21 protein-coding genes and 3 tRNA genes are annotated in these 25,720 nt (G+C 37.7%); 16 read left to right on the top strand and 8 right to left on the bottom strand.

Features of this window, described 5'->3' with window-relative positions; all coding sequences use genetic code 11:
* Positions 1-18 precede the first annotated feature (18 nt).
* From C8P65_RS08940 to murI, 3 genes are all read left to right on the top strand, one after another.
* Entirely contained in the window at positions 19-1,002 is a 984-nt protein-coding gene (locus tag C8P65_RS08940) for an OmpH family outer membrane protein (RefSeq protein ID WP_107782503.1), read from the top strand.
* Positions 1,003-1,032: 30 nt separating this feature from the next.
* Entirely contained in the window at positions 1,033-1,566 is a 534-nt protein-coding gene (locus C8P65_RS08935) for an OmpH/Skp family outer membrane protein (RefSeq protein WP_009389240.1), read from the top strand.
* Positions 1,567-1,650: 84 nt separating this feature from the next.
* Positions 1,651-2,478, top strand: coding sequence for a glutamate racemase (gene murI / locus C8P65_RS08930; RefSeq protein ID WP_107782502.1), 828 nt, complete (start codon positions 1,651-1,653; stop codon positions 2,476-2,478).
* A 21-nt stretch (positions 2,479-2,499) separates the two neighbouring features.
* Here murI and C8P65_RS08925 read toward each other — a convergent pair whose 3' ends face one another.
* Positions 2,500-3,471, bottom strand: coding sequence for a lytic transglycosylase domain-containing protein (locus C8P65_RS08925; RefSeq protein WP_107782501.1), 972 nt, complete (start codon positions 3,469-3,471; stop codon positions 2,500-2,502).
* A gap of 122 nt (positions 3,472-3,593) precedes the next feature.
* Here C8P65_RS08925 and C8P65_RS08920 point away from each other — a divergent pair, with 122 nt between their 5' ends.
* Together C8P65_RS08920 and C8P65_RS08915 are read left to right on the top strand one after the other, a co-directional pair.
* Positions 3,594-6,065 (top strand): M1 family metallopeptidase, encoded by a 2,472-nt coding sequence (locus C8P65_RS08920; RefSeq protein ID WP_107782500.1) that lies wholly within the window; start codon positions 3,594-3,596, stop codon positions 6,063-6,065.
* A gap of 9 nt (positions 6,066-6,074) precedes the next feature.
* Positions 6,075-7,016, top strand: a complete 942-nt coding sequence (locus tag C8P65_RS08915; protein WP_107782499.1) for a DUF4300 family protein — start codon at positions 6,075-6,077, stop codon at positions 7,014-7,016.
* Positions 7,017-7,034: 18 nt separating this feature from the next.
* Here C8P65_RS08915 and C8P65_RS08910 read toward each other — a convergent pair whose 3' ends face one another.
* Entirely contained in the window at positions 7,035-8,327 is a 1,293-nt protein-coding gene (locus C8P65_RS08910; protein WP_107782498.1) for a TolC family protein, read from the bottom strand.
* On the bottom strand, positions 8,324-8,761 hold the full coding sequence (locus C8P65_RS08905) for a lipocalin-like domain-containing protein (protein WP_107782497.1): 438 nt from the start codon (positions 8,759-8,761) through the stop codon (positions 8,324-8,326). Before C8P65_RS08905 ends, C8P65_RS08910 begins: the two co-directional genes overlap by 4 nt.
* 117 nt (positions 8,762-8,878) lie before the next feature.
* On the opposite strand from C8P65_RS08905, the gene prmA reads away from it, so the two are divergent.
* The 4 genes from prmA to C8P65_RS08885 are packed head-to-tail and all read left to right on the top strand — an operon-like array spanning position 8,879 to position 13,634.
* Positions 8,879-9,715, top strand: coding sequence for a 50S ribosomal protein L11 methyltransferase (prmA, locus tag C8P65_RS08900; protein WP_107782496.1), 837 nt, complete (start codon positions 8,879-8,881; stop codon positions 9,713-9,715).
* Positions 9,715-10,401, top strand: coding sequence for an SMUG2 DNA glycosylase family protein (locus C8P65_RS08895; protein ID WP_107782495.1), 687 nt, complete (start codon positions 9,715-9,717; stop codon positions 10,399-10,401). Before prmA ends, C8P65_RS08895 begins: the two co-directional genes overlap by 1 nt.
* 17 nt (positions 10,402-10,418) lie before the next feature.
* Positions 10,419-12,113, top strand: a complete 1,695-nt coding sequence (locus tag C8P65_RS08890; RefSeq protein ID WP_107782494.1) for an alpha-1,3-galactosidase-related protein — start codon at positions 10,419-10,421, stop codon at positions 12,111-12,113.
* 3 nt (positions 12,114-12,116) lie between these two features.
* Complete coding sequence (locus C8P65_RS08885; RefSeq protein WP_107782493.1) at positions 12,117-13,634, top strand: phytoene desaturase family protein; 1,518 nt, start codon at positions 12,117-12,119, stop codon at positions 13,632-13,634.
* On the opposite strand, the gene C8P65_RS08880 is transcribed toward C8P65_RS08885, so the two are convergent.
* The 5 genes from C8P65_RS08880 to asnA all read right to left on the bottom strand — a co-directional run bounded on the left by C8P65_RS08880 (position 13,598) and on the right by asnA (position 20,302).
* A complete protein-coding gene (locus tag C8P65_RS08880) occupies positions 13,598-15,661 on the bottom strand; it encodes a M13 family metallopeptidase (RefSeq protein ID WP_107782492.1) in 2,064 nt (687 codons plus the stop codon). The two genes, C8P65_RS08885 and C8P65_RS08880, sit on opposite strands and share 37 nt — an antisense overlap.
* Positions 15,662-15,720: 59 nt before the next feature.
* Complete coding sequence (locus tag C8P65_RS08875; protein WP_107782517.1) at positions 15,721-18,459, bottom strand: WD40/YVTN/BNR-like repeat-containing protein; 2,739 nt, start codon at positions 18,457-18,459, stop codon at positions 15,721-15,723.
* Positions 18,460-18,601: 142 nt separating this feature from the next.
* Positions 18,602-19,024 carry a putative toxin-antitoxin system toxin component, PIN family gene (locus tag C8P65_RS08870; protein ID WP_107782491.1) on the bottom strand — a complete coding sequence of 141 codons (423 nt, stop codon included), beginning with the start codon at positions 19,022-19,024 and terminating at the stop codon, positions 18,602-18,604.
* Positions 19,021-19,257, bottom strand: coding sequence for a hypothetical protein (locus C8P65_RS08865; RefSeq protein ID WP_107782490.1), 237 nt, complete (start codon positions 19,255-19,257; stop codon positions 19,021-19,023). Before C8P65_RS08865 ends, C8P65_RS08870 begins: the two co-directional genes overlap by 4 nt.
* Positions 19,258-19,297: 40 nt before the next feature.
* Positions 19,298-20,302 (bottom strand): aspartate--ammonia ligase, encoded by a 1,005-nt coding sequence (asnA, locus tag C8P65_RS08860; RefSeq protein WP_107782489.1) that lies wholly within the window; start codon positions 20,300-20,302, stop codon positions 19,298-19,300.
* 347 nt (positions 20,303-20,649) lie between these two features.
* On the opposite strand from asnA, the gene recG reads away from it, so the two are divergent.
* From recG to C8P65_RS08825, 7 genes are all read left to right on the top strand, one after another.
* Positions 20,650-22,767 carry an ATP-dependent DNA helicase RecG gene (recG, locus tag C8P65_RS08855; RefSeq protein WP_107782488.1) on the top strand — a complete coding sequence of 706 codons (2,118 nt, stop codon included), beginning with the start codon at positions 20,650-20,652 and terminating at the stop codon, positions 22,765-22,767.
* A 32-nt stretch (positions 22,768-22,799) separates the two neighbouring features.
* Positions 22,800-23,945: a PDDEXK-like family protein gene (locus C8P65_RS08850; protein WP_107782487.1), complete on the top strand. Its 1,146-nt coding sequence runs from the start codon at positions 22,800-22,802 to the stop codon at positions 23,943-23,945.
* 155 nt (positions 23,946-24,100) lie between these two features.
* Positions 24,101-24,175, top strand: a tRNA-Val gene (locus C8P65_RS08845).
* A gap of 41 nt (positions 24,176-24,216) precedes the next feature.
* Positions 24,217-24,291: transfer RNA gene (locus tag C8P65_RS08840), tRNA-Val, on the top strand.
* Positions 24,292-24,329: 38 nt separating this feature from the next.
* Positions 24,330-24,404, top strand: a tRNA-Val gene (locus C8P65_RS08835).
* A gap of 189 nt (positions 24,405-24,593) precedes the next feature.
* Positions 24,594-25,295 (top strand): MotA/TolQ/ExbB proton channel family protein, encoded by a 702-nt coding sequence (locus tag C8P65_RS08830; RefSeq protein WP_009391826.1) that lies wholly within the window; start codon positions 24,594-24,596, stop codon positions 25,293-25,295.
* A gap of 30 nt (positions 25,296-25,325) precedes the next feature.
* Positions 25,326-25,712 carry an ExbD/TolR family protein gene (locus tag C8P65_RS08825; RefSeq protein WP_009391824.1) on the top strand — a complete coding sequence of 129 codons (387 nt, stop codon included), beginning with the start codon at positions 25,326-25,328 and terminating at the stop codon, positions 25,710-25,712.
* The last annotated feature ends 8 nt before the right edge of the window (positions 25,713-25,720 follow it).

Raw genomic sequence — 25,720 nt, 5'->3', positions numbered from 1 at the left:
TTTGGCACGATATTTTCTATGAAAAAGTTACGAACACTAATTTTGCTACTACTTGCAACAGGGAGTTTAGCATATTCGCAAAAGCCTTCACGAATAGGCTATGTGGATATGGATTACATACTTTCGCACTTAGAAGATTACAAAGTAGCGAGTGAGCAATTTGCGCTTCAGGTAGCACAGTGGGAGGCAGAAATAGAAAAACGTCAGGCCAAAATAGACGCAGAAGAAAAGCAATTGGAAGCTGAGCGAGCACTGCTGACGCCTGAACTTATTAAAGATAAGGAAGAAGAGATAGCCTTGCTAAAGCATAACCTAAACGCTTATAAAGAACAAAAGTTTAATGCTGAAAAAGGTGAATACATATCGCAGAAGTTTATGCTGGCAAAGCCTATACAAGACCAAGTTTTTAACATAGTGCAAGAGATAGGCAAGATGCGCAAATATGACTTTATATTTGAGAAAACTGATGCTACAATGCTTTTTTCGAACGAGCAGCATAACTTGAGCAAGGTAGTACTACGTGCTCTGAAGAAAAAAGATAATGCAGATGATCGGAATAAGGATATGGCAGAACTGCTAAAAGAAAGTTATGATTTTGAGTTCGTAGAAGAACGAGTGAAAAAACGTAAGGAAGCAGAGAAAGCCCGTGAGGAACGCCGTGTGCAGTATGAACAAGAGCGCCTCCGCAAGACAGAAGAGATGAAACAGCAGCGTGAGAACCTAAAAGCGCAGCGTGAAAAAGAGCAAGCAGAGCGCCAACAAAAATTGCAACAAGAGCGTGAAGCACAGAAAGCGCAACGCGAAAAGGAATTGGCAGAACGCCAACAAAAGTTACAACAAGAACGCGAAGCTCTGAAAGCACAACGTGAAAAGGAATTAGCAGAGCGCCAACAAAAATTGCAACAAGAGCGTGAAGCACAGAAAGCACAACGCGAAAAGGAACAAGCTGAAAGAGTGAAAAAACAAATGGAGGCAAAGACACAAACGCCTACAACAAAGTAGTAAAAACTTAATAACTAATATATTAAAACGATGATGAGAAACATTAGAACACTGATGGTAGCAATAGCCTTATTTTTTGGGGCTACAACTATGCTAACTGCCCAAGTAAAAATAGCTCATATTGATGTGCAAAAACTCTTGGAAGAAATGCCTGAAAGAAAATCAATAGAAGCTCAATTGAAGAAATTAGAGCAAGGCTATACAGCCGATATTCAGGCAGCTATAAAAGAACTACAGGCTAGAGCTGATAAATATCAGAAAGAAGCAGCAGCACTTACAGAGGCACAATTGAAAGCACGTGAGACAGAATTTCTAAAAAAATCAGAAGAAATTCAGACAATGGAAAACAACATTCGTCAGTCTCAGCAAACAGCAGCCCAAAACTTGCAAAAGAAGCAACAAGAGTTAGTAGAGCCTTTGCTTAAAAAAGTAAAAAGCTCTATTGAAAAAGTGGCTAAAGCAAAAGGAGTACAATATGTGTTAGACTCAAGTGCAGGTTCAAGTGTGATAGTAGCTTCAGGAGAAGACCTATACAGTAGTGTAAAGAAAGATTTAGGATTTTAAGAATAGGAATAAATTTTTTAGAAAAAGTGTTCATTCTTTGAACACTTTTTTTTATTTTTGCAGTTCCAAAAATACTTTTCAACAATGAAAAATGCTGAGCTTTTGACGGCACCTATAGGTTTATTTGATTCGGGTGTAGGTGGTACTACTATCTGGAAAGAAATTAATGCTTTGATGCCTAATGAAAATACACTTTTTTTGGCAGATAATAAAAATGCTCCTTATGGAGAGAAAACTAAAGAGGAAATAATAGCTCTATGTGATGCTAATACTCAATTTTTGCTCAATCATAACGCAAAAATAATAGTAGTAGCTTGTAATACGGGTACTACTAATGCGATAGCTTATCTTAGAGATAAATATAAACAGGTACCTTTTATCGGTATCGAACCAGCTATTAAGCCTGCAGGGTTGCAGAGTATTACTAAAAAAATAGGAGTATTGGCTACTCGCCGTACCCTCACAAGTGACCTTTTTGCTAAAACAAGTGAGCACTTAAAACAAGAAGAGAAAATAGAAATTATAGAACAGGTAGGAGAGGGATTAGTAGACCTTATAGAAGCAGGACAGATGGAAAGTGCTGAAATGACAGCACTGCTACAAAAATACTTACAACCAATGGTAGCAGAAGACATAGACTACCTTGTGTTAGGATGTACGCACTACCCTTATCTGCTGCCTCAGATACAACGATTTATTCCTGCTTCTATCAAAGTGATTGACTCAGGTTATGCTGTAGCACGGCAGACACGCAATATACTTGCTCAATATCACTTGCTAAATGAAAAGCAGGATTATGTAGGGACTCATAAGTGGGTAACCAATGGTAATCTGGAGATATTGAAACAGTTTGCAGCATATAAAGACGAAAAAAAACACTCTATCGAAGTTTTAAAATTTGATAGAGTGTAAGATAAAAAAAGATTATTTGCTTTATTTTTTAAGGATTTTGATGTAATAAGTTTTACCTTCTTTGTTGTCAAGCTTTCTGTCGCGTAACCAAGGGTTATATATCTTCAAATCCTTGTAAGTAATATTATATGTTTTTGCAAAATCAGTTAGATTTTCAATAGTAGAGTCTACCATAACATTGTAAGTAGGTAATTCATTGTATAGGTGCTTCTTCTCAAAGATAAAACCATACTTTTTAGGGTGTTTCATAATTTCTTTTACTGCTAAAATACGAAATACATAGCGAGAAGTTTCAGTATTTAGCCATAAGTCATAGTAATTATTAGTCTGCTGAAAAGAGGTTTGTTTGTTCATACCAGCTATGCCAGCGTTATAAGCTGCAGCTGCCATCGTCCAACTTCCAGTGCTACGTTTTGCTTTTTTGAAATAGTCGCAAGCAGCTTGGGTTGCTTTTTCTATATGGTAACGTTCATCTACTTGGTCAGTTACTTCTAAACCGTACTCTTGAGCGGCTGCTTTCATAAACTGCCAAAAGCCACTAGCTCCAGAGGGTGAAACAGCATTGGTTAGTCCACTCTCAATAATAGCTAAATACTTAAAATCATCGGGAATATTATTGCGTTTGAGGATAGGTTCGATAATAGGAAAATACTTATTAGCTCGCTTTAGAAGTAGCAATCCATTAGACTGCCAATAAGTATTGACGAGGAACTCTCTATCTAATCGTTCGTAAACATCGGGGTCTTCAATGGGAACTCTTTCACCAGCAAAATCTAAATTCTCGGGTAAATCAATGGCATAGACTTTGTAACTGCTAAATGTCTCTTCACTCATAGGAGACACTTCACTATCGGGGGAAGTAGTAGCTACCTCGGCTTCTACTTGTTCGTAAATGTTGCGTTCTTCTTTTTTTACAGACATAGCATTGACAAGAAAGCCAGAAGTAAGTATAACTCCACCGCCTATTAATAGATGTTGTATTGAAGGTTTCATTTTTATTATTGTTTATTGCTGCAAAGATAATAAAAAAAATTGAGTAGCAAATTTTCTTTTTTTATTCTTACTTTTTTACTACTTTTGCACTCTCAAAATTTATATTTTTTTAACTCTTACTTATGAAAAGAATTATTTTATCTATTATCGCCTTTTTACTTGTGGGCTATGCATTTTCGCAAACAGATACTTCGGGCAGAACCCTTTATCGCGCTACTGCTGAAAAGAAAACAGCATTGAAGCATACTAAACTAAAGGTGAGTTTTAATTTTGACAATCAGACACTTAATGGGGAAGAATGGCTGACTGCCGCTCCTTATTTTTATCCGACAGATAGTTTGATTCTCAATGCTAAATCGATGTTGATACACACTGTAGCGATAGATAATAAAGGCAAGCAGCAGCCTCTTACTTATCAATATAAAGAAGATTTGCTGAAAATAAAATTAGATAAAACTTATCAGAAAGATGAGGATTATACTATCTACATTAAATATACAGCACAGCCTGAAAAAGTACTTGATAAGGGCTCTCTTGCAATAACAGATACTAAAGGATTGTATTTTATTAATCCAAAAGGAGAAGCTGATAAGCCAATGCGTCAGATATGGACACAAGGAGAGAGTGAAGCTTCTTCTTGTTGGTTTCCTACTATAGACCGTCCTAACCAGAAGACTACACAAGAAATAGAGATGATAGTGCCAGACAGCTTTGTGACCCTTTCTAATGGAGTACTTAAAAATTCAGTAAAGAACAATGGTATGCGTACAGATCATTGGGTGATGGACAAACCACACGCACCTTATCTATTCTTTATGGGAGCAGGAGAATTTGCAGTAGTGAAAGATACGCCTTGGCGCGGAAATATACCCATAGAGTATTATGTAGAAAAACCATATGAATCAGTAGCTAAGAAAATATTTGGTAACACTTCAGAGATGATAACCTTTTTCTCAGAGCGATTTGGATATGATTTCCCCTGGCAGAAGTATGCACAAATGGTGGTACGTGAATTTGTAAGTGGAGCAATGGAAAACACAACAGCCGTAAGCCATGCAGAGACAGCTTATCAGACAGCAGAAGATTTAGAAGACCAAAATCATTGGGAGCCTATTATAGCACACGAGTTGGCGCATCATTGGTTTGGAGACTTGGTGACTACAGAAAGTTGGGCAAACCTTACAGTGAATGAGTCATTTGCTAACTATTCAGAATATCTTTGGCTTGATTATAAATATGGAAGAGATGTAGCAGATGAACATTTATTGAATAATATGCGTCAATATCAGCATCGTCCTACTGATTTTAGCAAAGATTTAGTACGATTTGGATATGATCGCCAAGATGATATGTTTGATTTGGTATCTTATAATAAAGGAGGAGCTATCCTTAATATGCTGCGTGATTATTTAGGAGATGAGGCGTTTTTTGCAGGAGTTGCAGATTATTTGAAAACTAATGCTTATGGTACTGGAGAAGCTCACCAATTGCGACTTTCATTAGAAAAAATAAGTGGGAAAGACTTAAACTGGTTCTTTAATCAGTGGTATTTTGGCAGTGGAAATCCTGTGATAGATGTAGTAAAGAAATACAATGCTGCAACTAAGAAGTTGACAGTGAAAATAGTACAAACACAAGATGAAAAAATACTATTTCAGTTCCCATTAGAGATAGATGTTTATGAAAATGGTAAGCGAGTGCGTCATAAAGTGTGGGTAGATGCCCGCAAAGAGAATAGTTTTACTTTTCCGGTAGCTAATACTCCAGAATTAGTGGATATAAATCCACGAGGAGTGATAATTGCAACTGAGAACAATAATAAATCATGGAAAGAATATTTATATCAATTGCAACACGCTACTGATTATAAGAGTAGAATAGAGGCGGTAGAAGCTACTACTGCTACAGAAGGGAAAGAAATTCTATTAATAGCGCTGAAAGACCCTTTCTTCAAAGTAAGAGAAAAAGCTTTGCAGAAGCTCATTAACTATAAACTTACTCCTAAAGAATTGCAAATAGTAGAGAAAGTAGCAGAAACAGATAGTGCCAATCTTGTGAAAGCAGCTGCTATATGGGTATTAGCAGCAACCAAGGATAAGAAGTATTCTGCTATATTTGAGAAAGCCTTGTCTATACCTTCGGGGGCTATAAAAAATGCAGCACTTAATGGGATAGCACGTACAGAACCAGCAAGAGCAAAGAACTTTTTAGAGCAAGCTAAACCTGAAGATTATACTGTAGACGAGTTAGCGGGCTTAGCAAGTGTAATAATTGATAACAAAATGGAGAAGTATCTGCCTACTATGCTGCCTTATTTCGTCTATTATCCATTTTTAGAAAGAGATACTCCAGAGACTTCAGCTAACTTTAAAAAAGGCTATCAGTGGGCAATGAGTTTAGACAATACTCAATTGGTAGAAAGCATTTATAATCCGTTGAAAGATATAGCTAAGGAAATGGAAAATCCTGTAGGGAAGAAAATGCTTTTAAGTGTTTTAGATGAAGGGATTGCTATTAAGAAAGGGCTTACGCAAACAGAATCTTTAAAGAAACAGATAAAACTATTAGAAGAAATAAAAACACTATTTAAATAATAATCTATAATGAATAAAATAATTCTTACGGCTATAGTTTGTGGACTTCTGTTTGCTTGTCAGCAGCCAACAAATAAAAAAGTAACAGAAAAAGTTGTAGAAACAGAAGAAAAGCACAAACTACAGTTAGTATATAGCAATTTGGTGGATACAGAATCTCAACAGGAGGTACAACAAGCTCTTGCTGCAGCAGGAGTGTCTACTAAAAATATAGGAGATTTTTTGGAGAGTGTAGCTTTATTCAATAATACAGTTGGGGCAAAAGTAGGTTTAGTACCGCAAGGTTATGCTACTATCGACTCTTTATTACCACAGTATGATGAAGCTGCAATTCAGAGCCAATGGACGCGTAAATATCCTATTTTTCAGGGCTATAACTGTAGGATAACTTCGTTTACTCTATTACGTGATTTTGTAGCAGTAGCAACTCCTACGACAAGTGTATCTACTGATGATGAAATACTTTTTATAGACAAAGAAGTATTGCGTACGATGCCTAAAAAATATTTTACAACAGAGGATGAAGCCCGTTTTTGGGCTTTATTTTCCTCTATGCCTACAAAAAATACTAAAGAAGTAGCTTCTCATTTAGCCACAGTACAACGCTCTTGGAAAGAAAGAGGTATTAGTTTTCCTAAAAAAGATGACCCTATGAAAGCCTCATTTATTTCAGTCCTTTTTCATTCACAACTCAGTGCAGATGAGAACACCCTTTTTGTGGGACATGTAGGCGTATTAGTGCCTCTTAAGCAAGGAGGAATATTATTTGTAGAAAAGCTTGCTTTTCAAGAACCTTATCAAGTTATAAAGTTCCAGAACCGAACAGAATTAAGCGATTATCTGATGAATAGGTATGATGTAGAATGGGATCAGCCTACTGCTATTCCCTTTATAATGGAAAACGATGCTTTATTAGAAGGATATCGTGCCAATCCGTATAAAAAGAAGTGAGAAATCACTTCTTTTTTATTACCTAAAGTAGTACTCTAATACTTTTAGCTTTAATATATACTGATACTTCGCTTTTACTGATTCATTTTGAGCATTTTCATACTGGTATTTTGCCTGATTAAAGTCAAAAGTATTCATCAAGCCTACATCGTGACGTTCTTTTGCATAGTTAAAAGATTGTTTTTTTGCTAAAACAGTCTTTTCAGTAGCTTCATATAGCTTTTTAGCATTAGTAGCATTGGTATGCGCCTGATAACTGTTTTTTTCTAAAGTAAGTTCTGCCTGTTCTTTTGCATATTTAGCCTTTAACAAGTTTAGTTTCTGACGTTTTATATTTGTTAAGGTAGAAAATCCATTAAAAATAGGCACTGATAACGAAAACCCAGCATACATCCCCTTATTTAGGTCTATTTGATCCCAGAAGTTTAAATATTTATTCTTTGTCCATCGCGAGCTGTATCCCCATTGTGCTGAAAGTCGTGGAGAGTAAGCAGCTTCTGCGCTTTGTAGTGCATTTTTAGCCAATAAAATATTACTATCAGCTATTTTTACATCACTCATTACTTCTTTAGCATGCAGATAGATTTCTTGAGGGGTTTTTACAAGTATTTCTTCTGAAGGATGTTCAAAAGTAGGGTCTGCAATATCAAAATCTTGATAGTTTTTCAATAAAAGTAACTGAGCTAATCCCATTTTAGCGATAAAAAGAGCATTTTCAGTAGCAATAATCTGCTGTTCTTGGGTTAGCAATTGTGCTTCAGCTTCATAAATATCGCCTTTGGGTAGAGAACCGGCTTCTATTAGATTTTTGGTGCGCTCTACGCTTTCTTCCGATACCTCACGTTGTGCTTTTAAGTTTTTTATTTGTTCTTTATAGCTCAATACTTCGGCATAAGCATTAATAATCATCAGTACAATATCTTCTTTTACTTTCTCAAGCTGATATTCCGACGCCATTTGGTTTAGGGTAGCACGTTGTAGTTTACGCCAGTTTTGTAGGCCTGCAAAAAGTGTCATCTCAGCCCCAATACCTCCTGAAGCTGATTGAAAAACCGTATTTTCGTACTGGTTTGTCACAGGGTTGATATTCTTCCCACTGTTGAAATTGTAAGACAAATTACCGTTTATTGAGGGCAAAAAAGCCCCTTTAGCCTGCAAACGGTCTATGTCTGTAGATTTCAAATCGATTTCAGATTGTTTAATAGAAAGGTTGTGCTCTTTGGCATAACTGATACAGTCGTCTAATGTCCAGAGAGTTTGCGAGTAGCCCATAAAGGGCAAGCATAAGGCGAAAAATAGTGTTCTCATTATTTTATGTATTCTATGGGTTTGGTTTTCTTTAAGATAATCACAGCTATATGCTCAGTGCCATCTTCATCTTTTCCGGTAAAAGTAAGCGTAAGAAGGTCATTTTCTATAGCAAAAGTATTGTTTAAGTCGCTTTCTTCTTTTCGTATGATATGATTTTCCTTTATTGTATACATATCTTTGTTAGAATTGAGTATTACGCACCTACCATCGTATATTTTATAGTAATTTTCAATAATTTCGTTAGCAGTAAAAATGAAATTACTCTGTTTCTCACAATCAGTTAGAGTAATTTCCAAATTATCCAATCGTTGTGATATAATTGTCCACGTACCAATAAGTTCTTCAGCACGAGAGTGTGGGTATAATTCCTTTTCTTGCGAAAAAGAATATAAAGTGCTAAAAATGAGTAATATAAATAGGAGTAGGTATTTCATAAATTCTGATGCTTCTATGAATTGTGATTACAAAGGTACAAAATAATTGTCAATTAACAATGAACAATAGATATTTTTTTGTAATTTTGCCTTTAGCTGAAAATAATTGCTAAGAAAATGAATTATATAGAATACAATTTTACAATAACCCCAATGGGGATAGCTTCAGAAATTTTAGTAGCAGAGCTGGCTGAAGTAGGTTTTGAGAGTTTTGTAGATACTGATAACGGACTGTTAGCATATATACAAGAACCTCTTTGGCATACAGCTATTCTCAACGATATACAGATACTACAGAGTGATGAATTTCAAATTACTTACACTTTTAAGACTATTGAACAGGTCAATTGGAATGAAGAGTGGGAAAAGCATTTTGAGCCTATTACCATAGAGGGGCTTTGCACGGTTAGGGCTACTTTTCATCCAGCAGCCTCTACTCCTTATGAGATAGTAATTGATCCTAAGATGAGCTTCGGCACAGGACATCACGAAACTACCTATATGATGCTACAATTCCTACTAAATGAAGAACTTACCAATAAAAAAGTACTCGATATGGGTTGTGGTACTAGTGTGTTAGCTATTATGGCAGCTAAGCGAGGCGCTACCGATATTACTGCAATAGACGTAGATGAGTGGTGTGTAGAAAATTCAATAGAAAACGTTCAACGCAATGGTTGTGAGTATATACAAGTACAACTTGGTGATGCTTCTTCGTTGGCTAATAAAAAGGATTTTGATTTGATTATAGCCAATATCAACCGAAATATTCTTCTTGCCGATATTCCTCAGTACGCTCAATCGCTCAAAGCGGGCGGAACACTTTTGCTTAGTGGTTTTTATGAAGAAGATATACCTCTTATTCGTGAAAAAGCCGAAGCGCACAGTCTGCAATACGTAGAGAATTTAGAGCGCAATAAATGGGTAGCTGTAAAATTCAAAAAACAAGCCTAATGAATACTTTTGCTGAAAGAGTTATTAATTTCAACACGCATTTAGTGTATGAGCAATCGCTGCCCAATGGTTTTGCAGTGCTCAATCCTTATGTTGATAATCCTGAAACAATGCAGGTGATGCGTGCTTTTTATGAGAAGTTTTATAAAGATAATCAACAGCGAAAGTTTATCATAGGTATCAATCCTAGTAGAAATGGAGCTGGGGTTACAGGGGTACCTTTCACTGATACTAAGCGCTTAGAGAGTGAGTGCGGCATACCGATGCACTCGGCTCATACCCACGAGGTATCCTCTGTTTTTGTGTATGATATGATTAAGCAGTACGGTGGGGTAGAACGTTTTTATAAGCAGTTTTATATTAATTCTCCCTTCCCTTTAGCTATTGTACAAAAAGCCAAAGATGGCAAATGGCTCAATGCCAATTATTATGATGATACAGCTCTTTTTTTAGAAGTAAAAGATTATATGATTGAAACGCTCAAAAAGCATATAGCTATGGGGGTAGATACTCAAAAAGTATTTGTTTTAGGCAAGAAAAATGCTACTTTCCTCCATAAACTCAATAAAGAAGCCTCTTTGTTTGGCAAAATGGTAGTTTTAGAGCATCCTCGCTATATAGAGCAGTACAAATCAAAAGAAAAACAACTGTATATTGATAAGTTTATAACCGAATTTTCAGAATAATAAAATAAAAAACCAATATGAAACCACATTATGCAATACTTATGATTTTGAGCAGCTTCATAGCTTGCAAAACATCAACATCTGTTAGTAGCCCTACCGAAGTAGAGGTTCGAAGTAACCATCAATATGCCTTCCCTAAGGATACGTATCACTTTCATCTGTCACAAACTTCAGAGAAGGTGCTATATATCTCTAATCACGACCAAACTAACCCTAAAAAGGTCGCTTTGTACTTAGAAAATCTAAAAGATGTAGTGATTGACGGCAATAATAGCGATTTTATCTTTCACGGCACTATACTCCCCATAGTACTCAAGAATTGTACTAATGTCACGCTCAAGAATTTTTCTATTGATTTTGCTATTCCTCATTTTCGACAACTGCATATTACTGAGGTAGATAAGGCGCATAATACGGTTGTAGGCAAGCTTTATCCTGAGGGTAATTACAAAGTAGAAGCTGGTAAGCTCCTATTTTGTGGTGAGGATTACGAAGAGCAGCCTATGGGCGGTATGCTTTTTACTCCGGATAAGCGACTTACTTACCAGCGGGCAGATGTGTCTTTCAATCCTACTAAAGTTACAGAATTGTCTCCTAATGTGTTTAAAATAGAGGGAATGGGGGCAGAGCCTCGCATAGAGAAAGACGAACGTTTTGCACTGCGCAATTATGGGCGACCTACGCCAGCTATTTTTATTACTGAGAGTAAAAATATAAAGTTAGAGAATGTTACAGTACATAATGCCTATGGAATGGGGCTTTTAGCACAACTTACTGAAAATATTACTCTCAAAGGCTTCAAGGTAGCTATAAAAGAAGGTTCAGAGCGTTTTTATACTACCCAAGCTGATGCTACCCACTTTTCAAGCTGTAGTGGTGTCATTCGTTCTGAAGGGGGACTTTATGAGGGAATGGCAGACGATGCTATCAATGTCCACGGTACATACCTCAAAGTCATAGCTCGTCCCTCTCGTAATACTATCACAGCCAAGTATATGCATCCTCAATCGTGGGGTTTTACTTGGGGAAGAACGGGAGATGAAGTACAGTTTGTTGCTGCCAAAACGATGGAAACTATAGGTCATAAGAGGTATCGTATTCAGTCTATTAAACCTGTTGATAGCCCTACAGATGAAGGAGCTAAGGTGTTTGAGATAAGTTTTAATGAGCCTCTTCCCGATGAAGTGTCAGCTGAGCGCGCTTGTGGGGTAGAAAACCTTACTCTTACCCCTCAAGTTATATTTACGCATAATGTAGTGCGCAACAATAGGGCACGAGGAGCACTCTTTAGCACTCCTAAAAAGGTAGTATGTGCGCATAATGTATTCGACCACACACATGGGGCTGCTATTTTGCTTTGTGGCGACTGTAATGGTTGGTACGAAACGGGGGCTTGCCGCGATGTAACTATCAAACACAACCGCTTTATCAATGCGCTTACGGCAAATTATCAATTTACCAATGCTATTATCTCTATTTATCCTGAAATACCTAACTTGTCAGATCAAAAAAAATACTTTCATTCTAATATCCGTATTGAAAATAACGTATTTGAAACTTTTGATGAACCTATATTATACGCTAAATCAGTAGAAAATCTTATTTATAGAAATAATACAGTAATTAAGAACAAAGATTTTAAACCTTTCCACTGGAATAAAGAACGTTTTAAGCTCGAAAGAACTAAAAAAGTAGAAATAATCGAAAGATAATATATGGCAGAAGAGAATAAAGATGAAGCTTATGATGTAATAGTAATAGGTAGTGGTCTTTCGGGACTTTTCTCTGCTTTACTATTAGCAAGGGCAGGGAAAAAGGTTTGTATATTAGAGAAAAACCAACAATACGGAGGCAATTTGCAGACCTTTAAGCGCAATCATATTCTCTTCGATACAGGTGTGCATTACGTAGGGAGTCTATCTGAAGGGCAGGTACTCTATGAGTATTTTAAAGAAGTAGGGATAATGCAAGACCTTTCATTAGAGCGTCTTGATTTAAATGGCTACGACCGAATTTGCTTTGGTGATACTCCTGATGTAATGTACCCTCACGCCCAAGGGTATAAAAACTTCGTAAAGCAGTTGCTTGCTTATTTTCCCGATGAACAAAAGGCTTTAGAGCAATATATCTATACAATACGTACTATTTGCGATAAATTTCCACTTTACCGTTATAATGCGACAGAAGTACATTATGATGTTTCTACCCTTTCTATAAAACTCTCTGATTTTTTAGATAATCTTACTACTAACGAACGCCTTAAAGCAGTCCTTTTGGGGGCAAGTTTCCTTTATGCAGGAGTAACACCTCAAACACCTCTCTATGTACACGCACTTTCAGTTAATTCATATATACAGAGTGCTTACCGACTTACCAAAGGAGGTAGCCAGATAACCGACTTGCTTATTAGAGAGTTACAGCGCTATGGGGCGCATCTTTATTGTCAAACTGAAGTTGTCGCATTTAGCTATGGCAGTGAGCAACAGATTACAGCGGTGCATACTAAGCAAGGGCAGACTTTCAGGGCTACTCATATAATCTCAGCTATTGATGTAAAGCAGTTACTACAAATAGCTGGCAAGCAAGCGTTTAAACCTTCTTTCTACAAGCGCGTACAAGCGCTGCAACCTACAGCTTCGGCTTTTTCATTGCACTTAGTGCTTAAGCCTAATATTTTCCCCTATTTGCCTTATAATATCTACTGGTTTAAAGATAATGATAGTGTGTATAACACAGCACAATATGCCACTAATGATTTTCCACTATCATATATGCTCTCTATGAATCCACCAAAGAATGGGGGAGCTTATACCGATAATATCACTCTTCTTACTTATATGGCACCCGATGAGTTACATCGTTGGTACGAGAGTTTTAGCACTTGTACTCAAGGAGAGGGCAGGGGAGAGCAATACGAACTTTTCAAACGCCAACGTGCTTTAGATTTATTAGATGTTGTAGCTCAAAAGTTCCCTACTATCAAGCAATCTATCGCTTATTATTATACGTCTACCCCTCTTACTTACCGCGACTATATAGGCAGTGCTATGGGGGCTATTTACGGCTACAAAAAAAACGCTGACCATATAATGGAAAGCGTTTTTATGCCACAAACTCACATTAAGAATTTATATCTCGTAGGGCAAAGTGTTGCAATGCACGGATTGGTAGGGGTTACCATTAGTGCGGTGCTAACTTACCAAATCTTAATGCGGTCTTCAGGTTTTTTATAGAGTTTATCTCCTTCTTTTACATCAAAGGCTTTATACCAAGCATCAACATTCACAAGAGGACCAAATGAACGGAAGTAACCAGGGCTATGAGGGTCTGTCTTCACTTGATTGGTGAGGTATTGTTCTTTAGAGAGCGTACGCCATACAGTACCCCAAGAGATAAAGAAACGTTGTTCTTGTGTGAAGTTGCTTATTTTACCTACTTGTCCTTTGTCTTTCAAATACATTTGTAGGGCATCAAAAGCGATGTTCACCCCACCAAGGTCAGCTATGTTTTCGCCACTGGTGAAAGTACCATTTACAAATACGCCTTTCACAGGTTCATACTTGTCAAATTGTGCCGCAAGAGCTTTGGTAGCATCTTCAAAGTTCTTTTTATCTTCAGGTGTCCACCAGTTTTGTAGGTTGCCATCGCCGTCAAACTCAGCACCACTATCATCAAAACCGTGGGTCATTTCGTGTCCTATTACAGCTCCTATACCTCCAAAGTTCACTGCTGGGTCAGCTTCAAAGTTAAAGAAAGGTGGTTGTAAGATAGCAGCAGGGAATACGATTTCGTTATATAGCGGGTTGTAATACGCATTTACGGTTTGTGGCGACATACCCCATTTAGTTTTATCAACAGGTTTGCCTACTTTCTCCAAACTCTTTTGGTAAGCCCATTCACTCACGCGTTGCAAGTTAGCAAAATAAACAGTCTTAGCAGCAGGTTCAATGGTTAGTTTAGAGTAGTCTTCCCATTTGTCAGGATATCCCACTTTTACGGTGAATTTATTTAGTTTTGCCAATGCTTTTTCTTTTGTAGCATCAGACATCCAAGTCACTTCTTTGATGTGTTGAGCAAAACTCTTTTTCAGGTAGTCTACTAAAGTTACCATCTCTTCTTTAGCTTTAGCAGGGAAGTACTTTTCTACATACAGCTTACCAAAGGCTTCTCCCAAAATATTGTTGATAACGCTTAAAGCGCGTTTGTTCATTGGGCGTTGCTCTTGTTGTCCTTGCAATTCTTTATTGTAGAAGTTAAAAGAAAGTTCATCAAGTTCTTTAGTAAGGTTGCTTGCGTTATCAGCTACCAATTGGTATTTTAGGTAATCTTTTAGCAGAGGTAAGTTCTTTTCGTTGATAAACTTGTCATATTGTTTGTACAAACGAATTTCAGAAACCACCACCTTATCAATATTTACACCTACATTTTTGAGGTACTGAGGTAAATTGAGGTTTTTAACCAATTTGCTAAGCTCCTCCATAGTTTGGGGGTTATAGCTGAGGTTAGGGTTGCGGTCTTCCTCATTGGTTAGCATTAGTTTAGCTACAGAGCGTTCAAAATCTACTATTTTTTTAGCTTTTTCCGCAGCTTTGTCATCTTTCAGTACTTTGAAGATAGCAGCTACATAATCTTGGTATTTTTGTAGTGCTTCAGTATTCTCTTTATTATCCTTTTGGTAATAATCGCGTCCCATACCGATGCTAAAGTTACCCAGATAAACGGTATTGGTGTTAGAATCCTTCATATCGGCATACACGCCCCAAGCACAGATAGGGTTTTCACCTTCTTTAGTAGCCTCTTCTAAGTACTTCTGAAGGTCAGCAAGCGTTTTGATAGCATCAATTTTATTTAGATAGCCTTCTATAGGTTTAAGCCCCTCAGCATCGCGTTTGTTCCAGTCTATGAAAGACTCATATAGGTCTTTTATTTTCTGTCCTTCAGTGCCTTGTTCAAAGTTTTCTTTTAGCAAATTGTCTAAAATAAGCAGACAGTTCTCGTCGGTTTTCTCACGTAGAATATGAAAAGAACCCCACGTAGGTTTGTCAGCGGGTATTTGGGCAGTTTTAGCCCAAGTACCGTTTACATAATTGTAGAAATCATCTTGCGGACGTATGGTAGTGTCCATTTCAGCAAGGACAATTCCCTTGTCTACATTTGTGTTTTCACTCATTGTGTTTTCTGTTTTTTTGTTATTTCCGCAGGCTATCATTAGCCCCATTGATGAAAGTAACAGTACGGTTTTAGTTGTTTTTCTCATCATAATATTAGGTTTTTTGAATTGATACCACAAAGGTAATAATAAATTCTTAATTAGCAAGTTTACTTAACCTCTAACGTTCTTTCTTCTTCAAAATCGTTGGGCAGCGTGAATACAAGGGTATAACGCCCTTTGGGCAGATATACATTGCCGTCAGTTGCAGTGGGCAGGAATATCTTCTGTACACTTTTTTCGTAGGCTACTTTGCCTTCTGCCGAAATAGTAAGGTCGTAAGGTATGTAGTTAAACCCTTTGTTGGTTTTATAAGTAAACTCATTGAGGGTAATTTTACCTTTCATTACTTTTACGTTTATTGATAATCCTTCTTCTGAAGCAAAAGCATAGCTGTATACAGTAGGTTTTAGAGGCTCTTCCCATTCATTAGCAGCATTACCCCATTTAGTCGAATAGTTTATGCTGATAGGGGCTTCAAAGGGGTAAAATTCTTGCGAAGTAATAGCTACCCGCAGTTCTTGCATCATCTTTATAGAAGTGCGATAAAGCCCACGCCCTAGGGTAGCTACCGTCATTTCACCGGTATTTTCGTCTATCATAAGGTCGGCGATACCTGTCTCAGGTAGCCCTTTGCTAAAAGGTTGCCAACTCTCTCCTAAGTTAAACGAAATGTACAAACCGTTGTCCGTTCCAGCATAGAGTATTTGTTCGTTTATAGGGTCTTCTTTTAGTACATTTACCCTGCTGTCAGGCAGGTCTGAACGAATGTCTGTCCAGCTTTTTCCATTGTCATTACTGATGAAAATAAAAGGGTCAGTAGCCGTTTCATCAGTGCTTATAAGGGTGGTGAGTACGCGGTTGCGCTGATGTTTTGAGGCAATAAGGTTATTCACGCGTAGCGCACGAGGGAAAGCGTTGTATATCTGCTTCCACGATACACCTCCGTTGTCAGAAGTGTATATCATACCATCATCACTACCAGTGTATAGCAAACCAAACATAAAAGGCGATTCTGCTATTGCCGAGATAGTGCCATATGCCTTGTTACCTTGTTTGTTGCCGTTGGTTACATCGTCAGAGATGGTGCGCCAATTACGCCCTTTGTCTAAAGAGATATGCAATTTATTGCTTCCTATATAAATGATGTCTTTATTTTGAGGTGAAACCAATAGAGGGGCATACTTACCAAAGCGCAAAGGAGCTTTACTTTCGCCGTAATACATAGTGCCCAAGGGTGTTTGTTGGTCTTTATTAGGATAAAAAGTAAAGAGACGACCGTAAGAGGCAGCTGCATAGCTCTCATTTCCAAAGGTTAAACGGTTAATAGGCAGCTTAAATACATTCCATTGTGCGTTATTTTTGGCTAGTACGCCTTGTTTGCTAATAAAGTAAGGTATTTTATTAGTGTTGTCGTATGCCAATTGCTCAAAACTCATTGCTTGAGGCACGTTTTTAGTCGCAAAAGTACGTCCACTGTCATAAGAAAGCATTAGCCCATACGGAGTAGTGCAGAAGAGGGTGCCTTGCTGCTGATACAATTGCTCATAACCACTTCCAAGATTTACAGGCTGTTTGCTGCGCCACGTTTTTCCACCATCAACCGATTCCAATAAAGGGTAACCACCGATAAGTACGTGCTCTTTGTCGGCAGGGTCAGCACTGATAGAGGCAAAGCGTTCACCATTTTGGTAATACACGTCATTTAGGGGTTGAGTATTTGTTTTTTGCCACGAAGTACCCCCATCAGTAGTGAGGTATACTTCAGCCCCTATCGCTTCTTTTTCGCTGATGCCTAAGAAGTTGAGTAACTTGCTGGGCGAGGTTACTTCAGCGCTGATAATATCTTTTAGGTGTTGTGCGGTGTACCTTTTGTTTTCGCCTATGTTGTATAAGAAGCGATTTAACCGACTGTTGTCTAAGGCGAGAAAATCGCTTTTGCTCATACCATCAAAATCTTGAGCGGTAAGCTGTAAGTGAGTCTGCTTTTGTAGGCTGTTATTGTTCTCTTTTTTCTTATAGTTGCGGTTGTCTACTACAGCGTAATAGGTTTGTGCATCTACGCAGCTAATTCCAATTTTGCCTATAGCATTACCTTTTAGAAAACCGTTGTTAGACGTTATTTTCGTCCAAGTGTTGCCCTTGTCAGTACTTTTATAGATGGCACTATTACTGCCGTAAGGCACACTATTCCACGGACTGTCATTTATTTCCCAAGCGGTAGCCAGTAGAGTGCTACCATCAGGGGTAGCTACTATGTCGCTGATACCCGTGCGAGTACCTACAAATAGCTTTTGCTGCCACGTTTTGCCTCCATCACTACTTTTGAAGATACCGCGCTTTTCATCTGTTTTATACTTATTGCCTAATACGCCTACAACTATCTCTTGAGGATTAGAAGGCGATAGATAAATGGCTGTAATGTGTTTAGTTCCTGCAAGTCCTTTGAAATCAACAGTTTTGCCATTGTCAGTAGAAACGAATAATCCATAGGGAGTAGCCACTGCCAACATTCCTGACTGCCAATTCATTGCCAGAGCTGTAATCGTTTGCGAGGGTAGGGTAGTACATAATTCGCGGTAAGTCTCCCCACCATTTTGGGTAAGCCATACCCCCCCTTGATGAGGAGCCACTACGAAATGGCTAGCATTAGCAGGGTTTATTGCCAAAGCGCTGATACGGTTTCCCATATCTTTTACTTTCACGGGTTCAAAAGGAGTTTCGCGTACCCACGATTGTTTTTTTAGTTCTTCTTTTTGGCGCAAAGAGAGAGGAAGTAACTCCTGTCCCATAAGGCTTGTGGTAGCAATTGAGAATAAAAGTACAAAAATATATGTCTTATTTTTCATTGGGTTTGTTATTTTAAAAACTAAAATTTTAGCAAAATAATCTTTCATTTCTTGTGGTAGAAAAAATCCTAAATTCATAGCTAAAAACTCATTTGTTCATTCATTGCATTAACTTTGAGTATGATTTAGAATTACAGAAAAATTACTTCTCATAATTAATTGAAAGTAATGGAAGTATGTTTTTAAAATCAGTTAATGAAATAGTATAAACAAAATCAGTTTTAAAGTTTAATAAGATTTTATCTCCTGTAATAAGAAAGACACTTCCCGTTTGTTTTGCTAATGCAAATAAATAATCATCATTAACATCAGGACACCCTAAAAAACAGGTCTGTAAATCTACAGTTTCAGTTAGATTATCAAAAAGAATTAGAGCATTGTCGATATCTTCTTTCGAAAAAAACTTCTCAAACTTTTTACGACTCATAACTTCTTTTATTTCATTACGCAATTCCTTACAAGCAAATACTTTTAGGTTATTGTTCGTAATCAAATTAAATATATCATAAGGTGTCTTTAAAAAGGCAGAGATCCAGATGTTAGTGTCTATAATTATCTTTTTCATTTTTGTAGTTCAGCACGTACTTTTCTACACTCATCTACTATATCCTGTTCAGAAAAATTATGAGTTTTTCTTGTTTGGGTAAGAGCAACGAGAGCTTGCGATACAGATTCCATTCTTGTTTTGTCAGAAAAAAAAGGAGACTGTAACTCTAAATCAAGTCCTAATTTCTTAGAAATATCTAATAGTAATTGAACATCTTGATTATTTCCATTTCTTAAAATAAATGTTTGCATAATATTTATTTTTTTGCAAATGTACAACATTTTATTTAAATTACAGCAACTGAATGCCGTTTTCTTCACAAAGCCGTAGCATATCATCTGTCCATATAGAGGCCTGTACTTCCCCTATATGTGCTTTCTGCATAAGCAACATACAGATACGCGACTGACCAATACCGCCACCAATAGTCAGAGGGAGTTCTCCTCTTAAGAGCATTTGGTGGTAGTCTAAGCTTTTGCGGTGTTCAGCATTAGCCACTTTCAATTGGTGCGCTAATGATTTTTCATCTACACGTATTCCCATAGATGATAACTCTAAGGCACTGTCCAATACCGGATTCCATAAAATAAGGTCACCGTTCAGTTCCCAGTCGTCATAGTCAGGGGCGCGGTTATCGTGTTTTTTACCTGAGCGTAGTGTTTTGCCTATTTGGGTGATGAAAATAGCTCCCTTCTCTTTAGCAAATACCTCTTCGCGTTTTTGAGGTGATAGAGTAGGGTAGCGGTCTTCAAGTTCTTGCGAACTGATGAAAGTCACCTCTTTGGGTAGGAAAGCCCTGCATTTAGGGTAATGAGCTACAAGAGTAGCTTCAGTTTCCAAAAAGGCGTTATAAAGCTGATTTACTGTCTGTTGCAAGTATGCCAAAGTGCGGTCTGTAGGGGCGATAACCTTTTCCCAGTCCCATTGGTCTACGTATATAGAATGAGTGTTGTCTAAAGTTTCATCGCGGCGGATAGCGTTCATATCGGTATAAATACCCTCGTGTAGGTTGATACCATAACGCTTTAGTGCCAAACGTTTCCATTTAGCCAGCGAGTGAATAATTTCAATAGTCTGTCCTTCAGCGTCTTTCATTTCAAAACTCACAGGGCGTTCCACACCGTTGAGGTCGTCATTAAGTCCGGTAGCGCGTTTTACAAATAACGGAGCAGAGATACGAGTGAGGTGAAGCACACGAGCCAAAGTAGTTTCAAAAGTATCTTTAATAAGTTTGATAGCGCGTTCGGTATCCATAATGCCATAAGGCGATACATAGTTTTTAGGGATGATAATCATAATGAGTCAATTTGCTAATTTGCCAATGAAAAAAGAATGCAAATTTTGTACCATATTTATTTGTCTTATTTGCTAATTTGATAGAAAAATCTACTATATTATCTTCCCTTTACTTTAGATATAGGAAGGATACAGGATCACCGAAGGATGAGCGAAAGATGAGCGAAATCCAAACGTCTAATTATTGCCTAAAAACCAGAAAAATATGCTACCTCCAGCCCTCTCAGCCTTCTGAGCCCTCCCACTAACCCAATAATTTCGTTTGTTTTACCTAATTTGTCAAATCGACAAATTGTCAAATTGACAAATTATCACTATCTTTGCACCAAAAACATTCATTTCTTTAAATGACACAAGTGCCAAACCTTTTACATACTTCTGTAGAATACCTGCGTGGGGTAGGCAAACAGCGGGCAGAGCTGCTCAAATCCGAATTGGGTATAGAACAGTACCAAGACTTGCTCAACCTATTTCCTAATCGGTATATAGACCGTACTAAGTTTTACAAAATCAATGAGTTACAAAATAATAATGCTGAAGTACAGCTTATTGGTAAGATTGTAAACTTGCGTACGGTAGCCTCAGCACAGCAGAAACAAGCGCGTTTAGTAGCTACTTTTGTAGATGAAACGGGGCAAATGGAGTTGGTATGGTTCAAAGGACACAAGTGGATAAGCGATAGCCTAAAGCTAAACGAATCTTATGTCATATTTGGCAAAGTCAATCACTTCGGAGGTGTTTTCTCTATGCCCCACCCTGAAATGGACTTGCTTGTCGATTTCAACAAGGCAGGGCATAGCAGCATACAGCCCGTCTACCCCTCTACTGAGAAGCTAACTAAGCGCGGAGTCAGCAACCGTGTGATGCGGCAACTTATACATACGGTGTTCGAAGAGGTCGGTTATCAATTTATGGAGAACCTACCTGCTTCAATACGCAAGACACTAAACCTAATTAGCAAGCAGGAGGCAATGCGCAATATTCACTTTCCTGCTGACCAATCAATGCTTACCAAAGCCACCGTGCGCCTGAAGTTTGAAGAGCTTTTTTACATACAGCTACAGTTAGTACGCAAAAATCTACTGCAAAAGCAGAAGTTTCAAGGAATGCCTTTCACAAAGGTAGGCGATGCGTTTATGAACTTCTATAACCACCATTTACCCTTTCCTCTGACGAACGCTCAGAAACGAGTGCTCAAAGAAATACGTGCCGATTTAGGCTCAAATGCCCAAATGAACAGACTCTTGCAAGGTGATGTAGGCTCTGGCAAGACTATAGTAGCCCTAATGACGATGCTATTAGCGGTAGATAACGGTTTTCAAGCCTGCTTAATGGCTCCTACCGAAATTCTCGCTACCCAGCACTACCAGAGTATTAGTGCTCTATTACAAAATACAGGCATAAGTGTAGCTTTATTAACAGGCTCTTCTAAAACCAAAGAGCGCCGTATTTTAGATGAGCAGTTGCAAGAGGGGAGTCTTTCTATACTCATTGGCACTCACGCCTTGTTAGAAGATAAAGTGCAGTTTGCTAACTTAGGGTTAGCGATTATCGATGAACAGCACCGCTTTGGGGTAGAACAGCGTGCTAAGCTGTGGCATAAAAATGCCTTACCGCCTCATATATTAGTGATGACTGCCACTCCAATACCGCGCACTTTAGCAATGAGTGTATACGGCGACTTAGATGTGTCGGTAATAGATGAGTTACCCCCTGGTAGAAAGCCTATCAAAACCATACATCATTTTGAAAATCGACGTGCGGAAACGTATGAGTTTGTTAAAAAAGAAATAGACAAAGGGCGGCAAGCGTATGTAGTATATCCGCTGATAGAAGAGTCAGAAGCCTTAGATTTCAAAAATTTAACCGAAGGTTACGAGTATATCAGAGCCTCTTTTCCGCTGCCTAAATACAAAGTCTCGATAGTGCATGGCAAGCTCAAGCCTGCGGAGAAAGATGCCGAGATGGAGCGTTTTGTGCGAAACGAAACCCAGATAATGGTGGCGACAACAGTCATAGAGGTAGGGGTGAATGTGCCTAATGCCTCAGTGATGGTCATAGAGAGTGCCGAGCGCTTTGGTTTATCGCAATTGCATCAGCTACGCGGACGTGTAGGGCGTGGTAGCGAGCAGAGCTATTGTATACTGCTGACAGGCAACAAGATGAGTAATGATACCCGTACGCGTATGGAGACAATGGTGCGCACTAATGATGGTTTTGAGATAGCGGAAGTAGACCTCAAACTGCGCGGGCCTGGCGACCTAATGGGCACTCAACAGAGCGGGGTACTTGCCCTAAAAATAGCTGATATTGTAAAAGACCAAGAGATACTAAAAGCGGCTCGTGCCTACGCTATCGACCTCCTCAAAGCTGACCCCGATTTAGTCCAGCCAGAGCATCAATGCGTAGCCTACACCCTCGACCAACTCCAACGTCACAAAAACCTTTGGAAATACATTAGCTAATCAACTATTTTTACAATTGAATTGTTTAAAAGATGAAAGAACTGCAAAATTTATTACGACAAGTAGCTACGATTACTCAAAAAAATAGCGAGATATTAAACGCTACAGGAGGACGTTTTAATATGTTTCGCATTTGCGGGGTCAATCATTATGAAAATACCCATTCTGCTATTATAGCTGAACTGCTGAATCCTAAAGGTACTCACTCTTTAAAATCAGAGTTGCTTAAAGCTTTTTTGAGCTTAATTGATAAAGATTTTGTGCCAACTGACTTTAATCCATCTGACGCAACTGTTTATACTGAATATACTACTGATAAGGGACGTATAGATATTCTTATAAAAGATACTAATAAAAATGCTCTTATTATAGAAAATAAAATTTACGCAGCTGACCAATATGAACAACTGAAGAGATATGAGCAATTTGCTAAAAAAGAATTTGAAGTATATCAAATCTACTATCTTACTCTTTGGGGAAACGAAGCCACTCCACAAAGTGGTGAGGGGGTGAATTACTTAACTATTTCGTATGCTGATACGATTATAAGATGGTTAGATAAATGTATTGCTTTAGCAGCTCGTCTGCCACTTGTTCGTGAGACTCTTATTCAATATAGTAATCATTTAAAAATACTAACAAATCAAGATATGAATACCAAAAACCAAGAGGAGATAGTAAAAACTTTAGCTGATTTTGGTAATTTAGAGGCTGTACAAAATGTTTTTCTAAATTATCCTAAAGTATTTGATTATTTAGCCAAACAATATTTTAACCCTAAAATGGAGGAGTTTGCTCATCAAAAGGGATTGGTATACCATTACGAAAGAACTAATAAGAATTACGATTCTTACATAAGATTCTATCTTACCAAAGAGCAATGGAAGGAGAACATAGAGATTAGTTTTGACTTTGAAGAAGGGAGTTATTATTATGGGGTATGTAATAATCCTAAAAACTATCAACTTTCACAAGAAAACAAAGCTCTTTTACATCAACGATTAAGAGAAAAAGGAATTCCTGTGAGCGAAACAGAATGGTATCCTTTTTATGAGGATATAGAAAATCTAACTATAGCGTCTTGGGAAAGTGATATTATAGAAAGTGATGCTTTTTTTGAAAGTTGTAAGCTAAAGATAGAAACTTTATTAGAAGCCTTAGAAAAACTAGTTTTGTAATTTGTTTTTTAAATTTAGCCTGCTTATAAAGGATGTTATTGTATTGATAATCAGTTAGTAATGTAATAATTACAATCCTTTTATCAAAAAAGTTTGCAAAATATTTGGAGGTTATAAAAAAAGGTTGTACTTTTGCACCCGATTTAAAAACGTAAGGGTTCTTAGCTCAGCTGGTTCAGAGCATCTGCCTTACAAGCAGAGGGTCACTGGTTCGAATCCAGTAGGACCCACTTAGGTTTAAGATTTAAAATTTTTATCATTGTTATTTTTGGGGTTCTTAGCTCAGCTGGTTCAGAGCATCTGCCTTACAAGCAGAGGGTCACTGGTTCGAATCCAGTAGGACCCACAAAATTTCGGATTTTATTGTTGTTTTCATAATTTAACGGATTCTTAGCTCAGCTGGTTCAGAGCATCTGCCTTACAAGCAGAGGGTCACTGGTTCGAATCCAGTAGAGTCCACAAAACAAAAAAAGGCTACTCATTTTTTGAGAGCCTTTTTTTGTGTTTAATAAGTAACAATTAACCTCTGAAAATCAAATACTTCTATAAAAAACAGCTTCTTTTTTCAATTGTTTTTTTATTTATTAATTGCTATTTGATAATTATTTACTACTTTTGCGAGATTTTAAAAGCTAAAAACAAGAAGTTATGTTAGGATTACAAACGGCTATGGGGATAGCTACACAAACTAATAATGCTGCCCCTGAAGTACAAGAAAAAACACTTTCTATAATGGATATGATTATAGATGGTGGCACGGGTAATATTATCATTATCGGGGTTCTCTTCCTGATGTTGGGGGTGGCACTCTACATCTATTTCGAACGCACATTTGCTATCAAAGCAGCTTCGCAAGTAGATAAAACTTTTATGTACAAAATACGCGATTGTATAGCAGCAGGTCGATTAGATGCTGCTAAAATGCTATGTGTGCAATCAAACACACCTGTAGCACGCCTTATAGAAAAAGGAGTATCACGCATCGGGAAACCGCTTGAAGATATCAACAAAGCCATCGAAAATGCAGGTACTTTAGAGGTGTATAAGTTAGAGAAAAATACAGCTATCTTGGCTACTATCGCAGGAGCAGGGCCTATGATAGGCTTCTTGGGTACGGTAGTAGGTATGATTATGTCATTTCACGAAATGGCTACCGCTGGTGGGCAAGCTGAGATGGGCGCTTTAGCAGGAGGTATTTATACAGCTATGGCCACTACAGTAGCGGGACTTATAGTAGGTATCATAGCCTATGTGGGGTACAACCACTTAGTGGTAAAAACCGATAAAATAGTTCACCAAATGGAAGCTAATGCAGTAGAATTCTTAGATTTGCTCAACGAACCTCTTTAGTCTGCCAGTTGCTTAATTAAAGAAAAAGTTATGAAATTAAAAGGTAGAAATAAAATCAGCCCAGAGTTCAGTATGTCGTCTATGACCGATATAGTGTTCTTGCTTTTGGTGTTTTTTATGATTACAGCTAATAGCCCTAATGCATTAGACTTATTATTACCAAAAGCAAAGGGTAAATCAACTAATACACAGAATGTTTCGGTAAGTATTGATAAAAATTTGAATTATTTTATTGATAAAAGACCTATTTCTGTTACTAATTTAGATAGCGAACTTAGGTCGGCTCTAAATGGGGTAGAAAACCCTACTATTATCTTACGAGTAGAGGAAAGTGTGCCAATAGAAAATGCCGTAAATGTAATGGATATAGCCAACCAAAATCAGTATAAAGTAATTTTGGCAGTACGCCCAAAATAGATGAAAAA

The organism is Capnocytophaga leadbetteri, from assembly GCF_003054025.1.
GTDB lineage: Bacteria > Bacteroidota > Bacteroidia > Flavobacteriales > Flavobacteriaceae > Capnocytophaga > Capnocytophaga leadbetteri.
This window is presented reverse-complemented; position numbering and strand designations above follow the sequence as displayed.

Bases quoted from the DNA above. Each gene is read 5' to 3' on its own strand.
- C8P65_RS08890 (WP_107782494.1), top strand. From the start codon at position 10,419: ATGAAACCACATTATGCAATACTTATGATTTTGAGCAGCTTCATAGCT.
- C8P65_RS08905 (WP_107782497.1), bottom strand. From the start codon at position 8,761: ATGAAATACCTACTCCTATTTATATTACTCATTTTTAGCACTTTATAT.
- murI (WP_107782502.1), top strand. From the start codon at position 1,651: ATGAAAAATGCTGAGCTTTTGACGGCACCTATAGGTTTATTTGATTCG.
- C8P65_RS08865 (WP_107782490.1), bottom strand. From the start codon at position 19,257: ATGCAAACATTTATTTTAAGAAATGGAAATAATCAAGATGTTCAATTA.
- C8P65_RS08920 (WP_107782500.1), top strand. From the start codon at position 3,594: ATGAAAAGAATTATTTTATCTATTATCGCCTTTTTACTTGTGGGCTAT.
- C8P65_RS08925 (WP_107782501.1), bottom strand. From the start codon at position 3,471: ATGAAACCTTCAATACAACATCTATTAATAGGCGGTGGAGTTATACTT.
- recG (WP_107782488.1), top strand. From the start codon at position 20,650: ATGACACAAGTGCCAAACCTTTTACATACTTCTGTAGAATACCTGCGT.
- C8P65_RS08885 (WP_107782493.1), top strand. From the start codon at position 12,117: ATGGCAGAAGAGAATAAAGATGAAGCTTATGATGTAATAGTAATAGGT.
- C8P65_RS08880 (WP_107782492.1), bottom strand. From the start codon at position 15,661: ATGATGAGAAAAACAACTAAAACCGTACTGTTACTTTCATCAATGGGG.
- asnA (WP_107782489.1), bottom strand. From the start codon at position 20,302: ATGATTATCATCCCTAAAAACTATGTATCGCCTTATGGCATTATGGAT.
- C8P65_RS08825 (WP_009391824.1), top strand. From the start codon at position 25,326: ATGAAATTAAAAGGTAGAAATAAAATCAGCCCAGAGTTCAGTATGTCG.
- prmA (WP_107782496.1), top strand. From the start codon at position 8,879: ATGAATTATATAGAATACAATTTTACAATAACCCCAATGGGGATAGCT.
- C8P65_RS08875 (WP_107782517.1), bottom strand. From the start codon at position 18,459: ATGAAAAATAAGACATATATTTTTGTACTTTTATTCTCAATTGCTACC.
- C8P65_RS08940 (WP_107782503.1), top strand. From the start codon at position 19: ATGAAAAAGTTACGAACACTAATTTTGCTACTACTTGCAACAGGGAGT.
- C8P65_RS08895 (WP_107782495.1), top strand. From the start codon at position 9,715: ATGAATACTTTTGCTGAAAGAGTTATTAATTTCAACACGCATTTAGTG.
- C8P65_RS08935 (WP_009389240.1), top strand. From the start codon at position 1,033: ATGATGAGAAACATTAGAACACTGATGGTAGCAATAGCCTTATTTTTT.
- C8P65_RS08850 (WP_107782487.1), top strand. From the start codon at position 22,800: ATGAAAGAACTGCAAAATTTATTACGACAAGTAGCTACGATTACTCAA.
- C8P65_RS08830 (WP_009391826.1), top strand. From the start codon at position 24,594: ATGTTAGGATTACAAACGGCTATGGGGATAGCTACACAAACTAATAAT.
- C8P65_RS08915 (WP_107782499.1), top strand. From the start codon at position 6,075: ATGAATAAAATAATTCTTACGGCTATAGTTTGTGGACTTCTGTTTGCT.
- C8P65_RS08870 (WP_107782491.1), bottom strand. From the start codon at position 19,024: ATGAAAAAGATAATTATAGACACTAACATCTGGATCTCTGCCTTTTTA.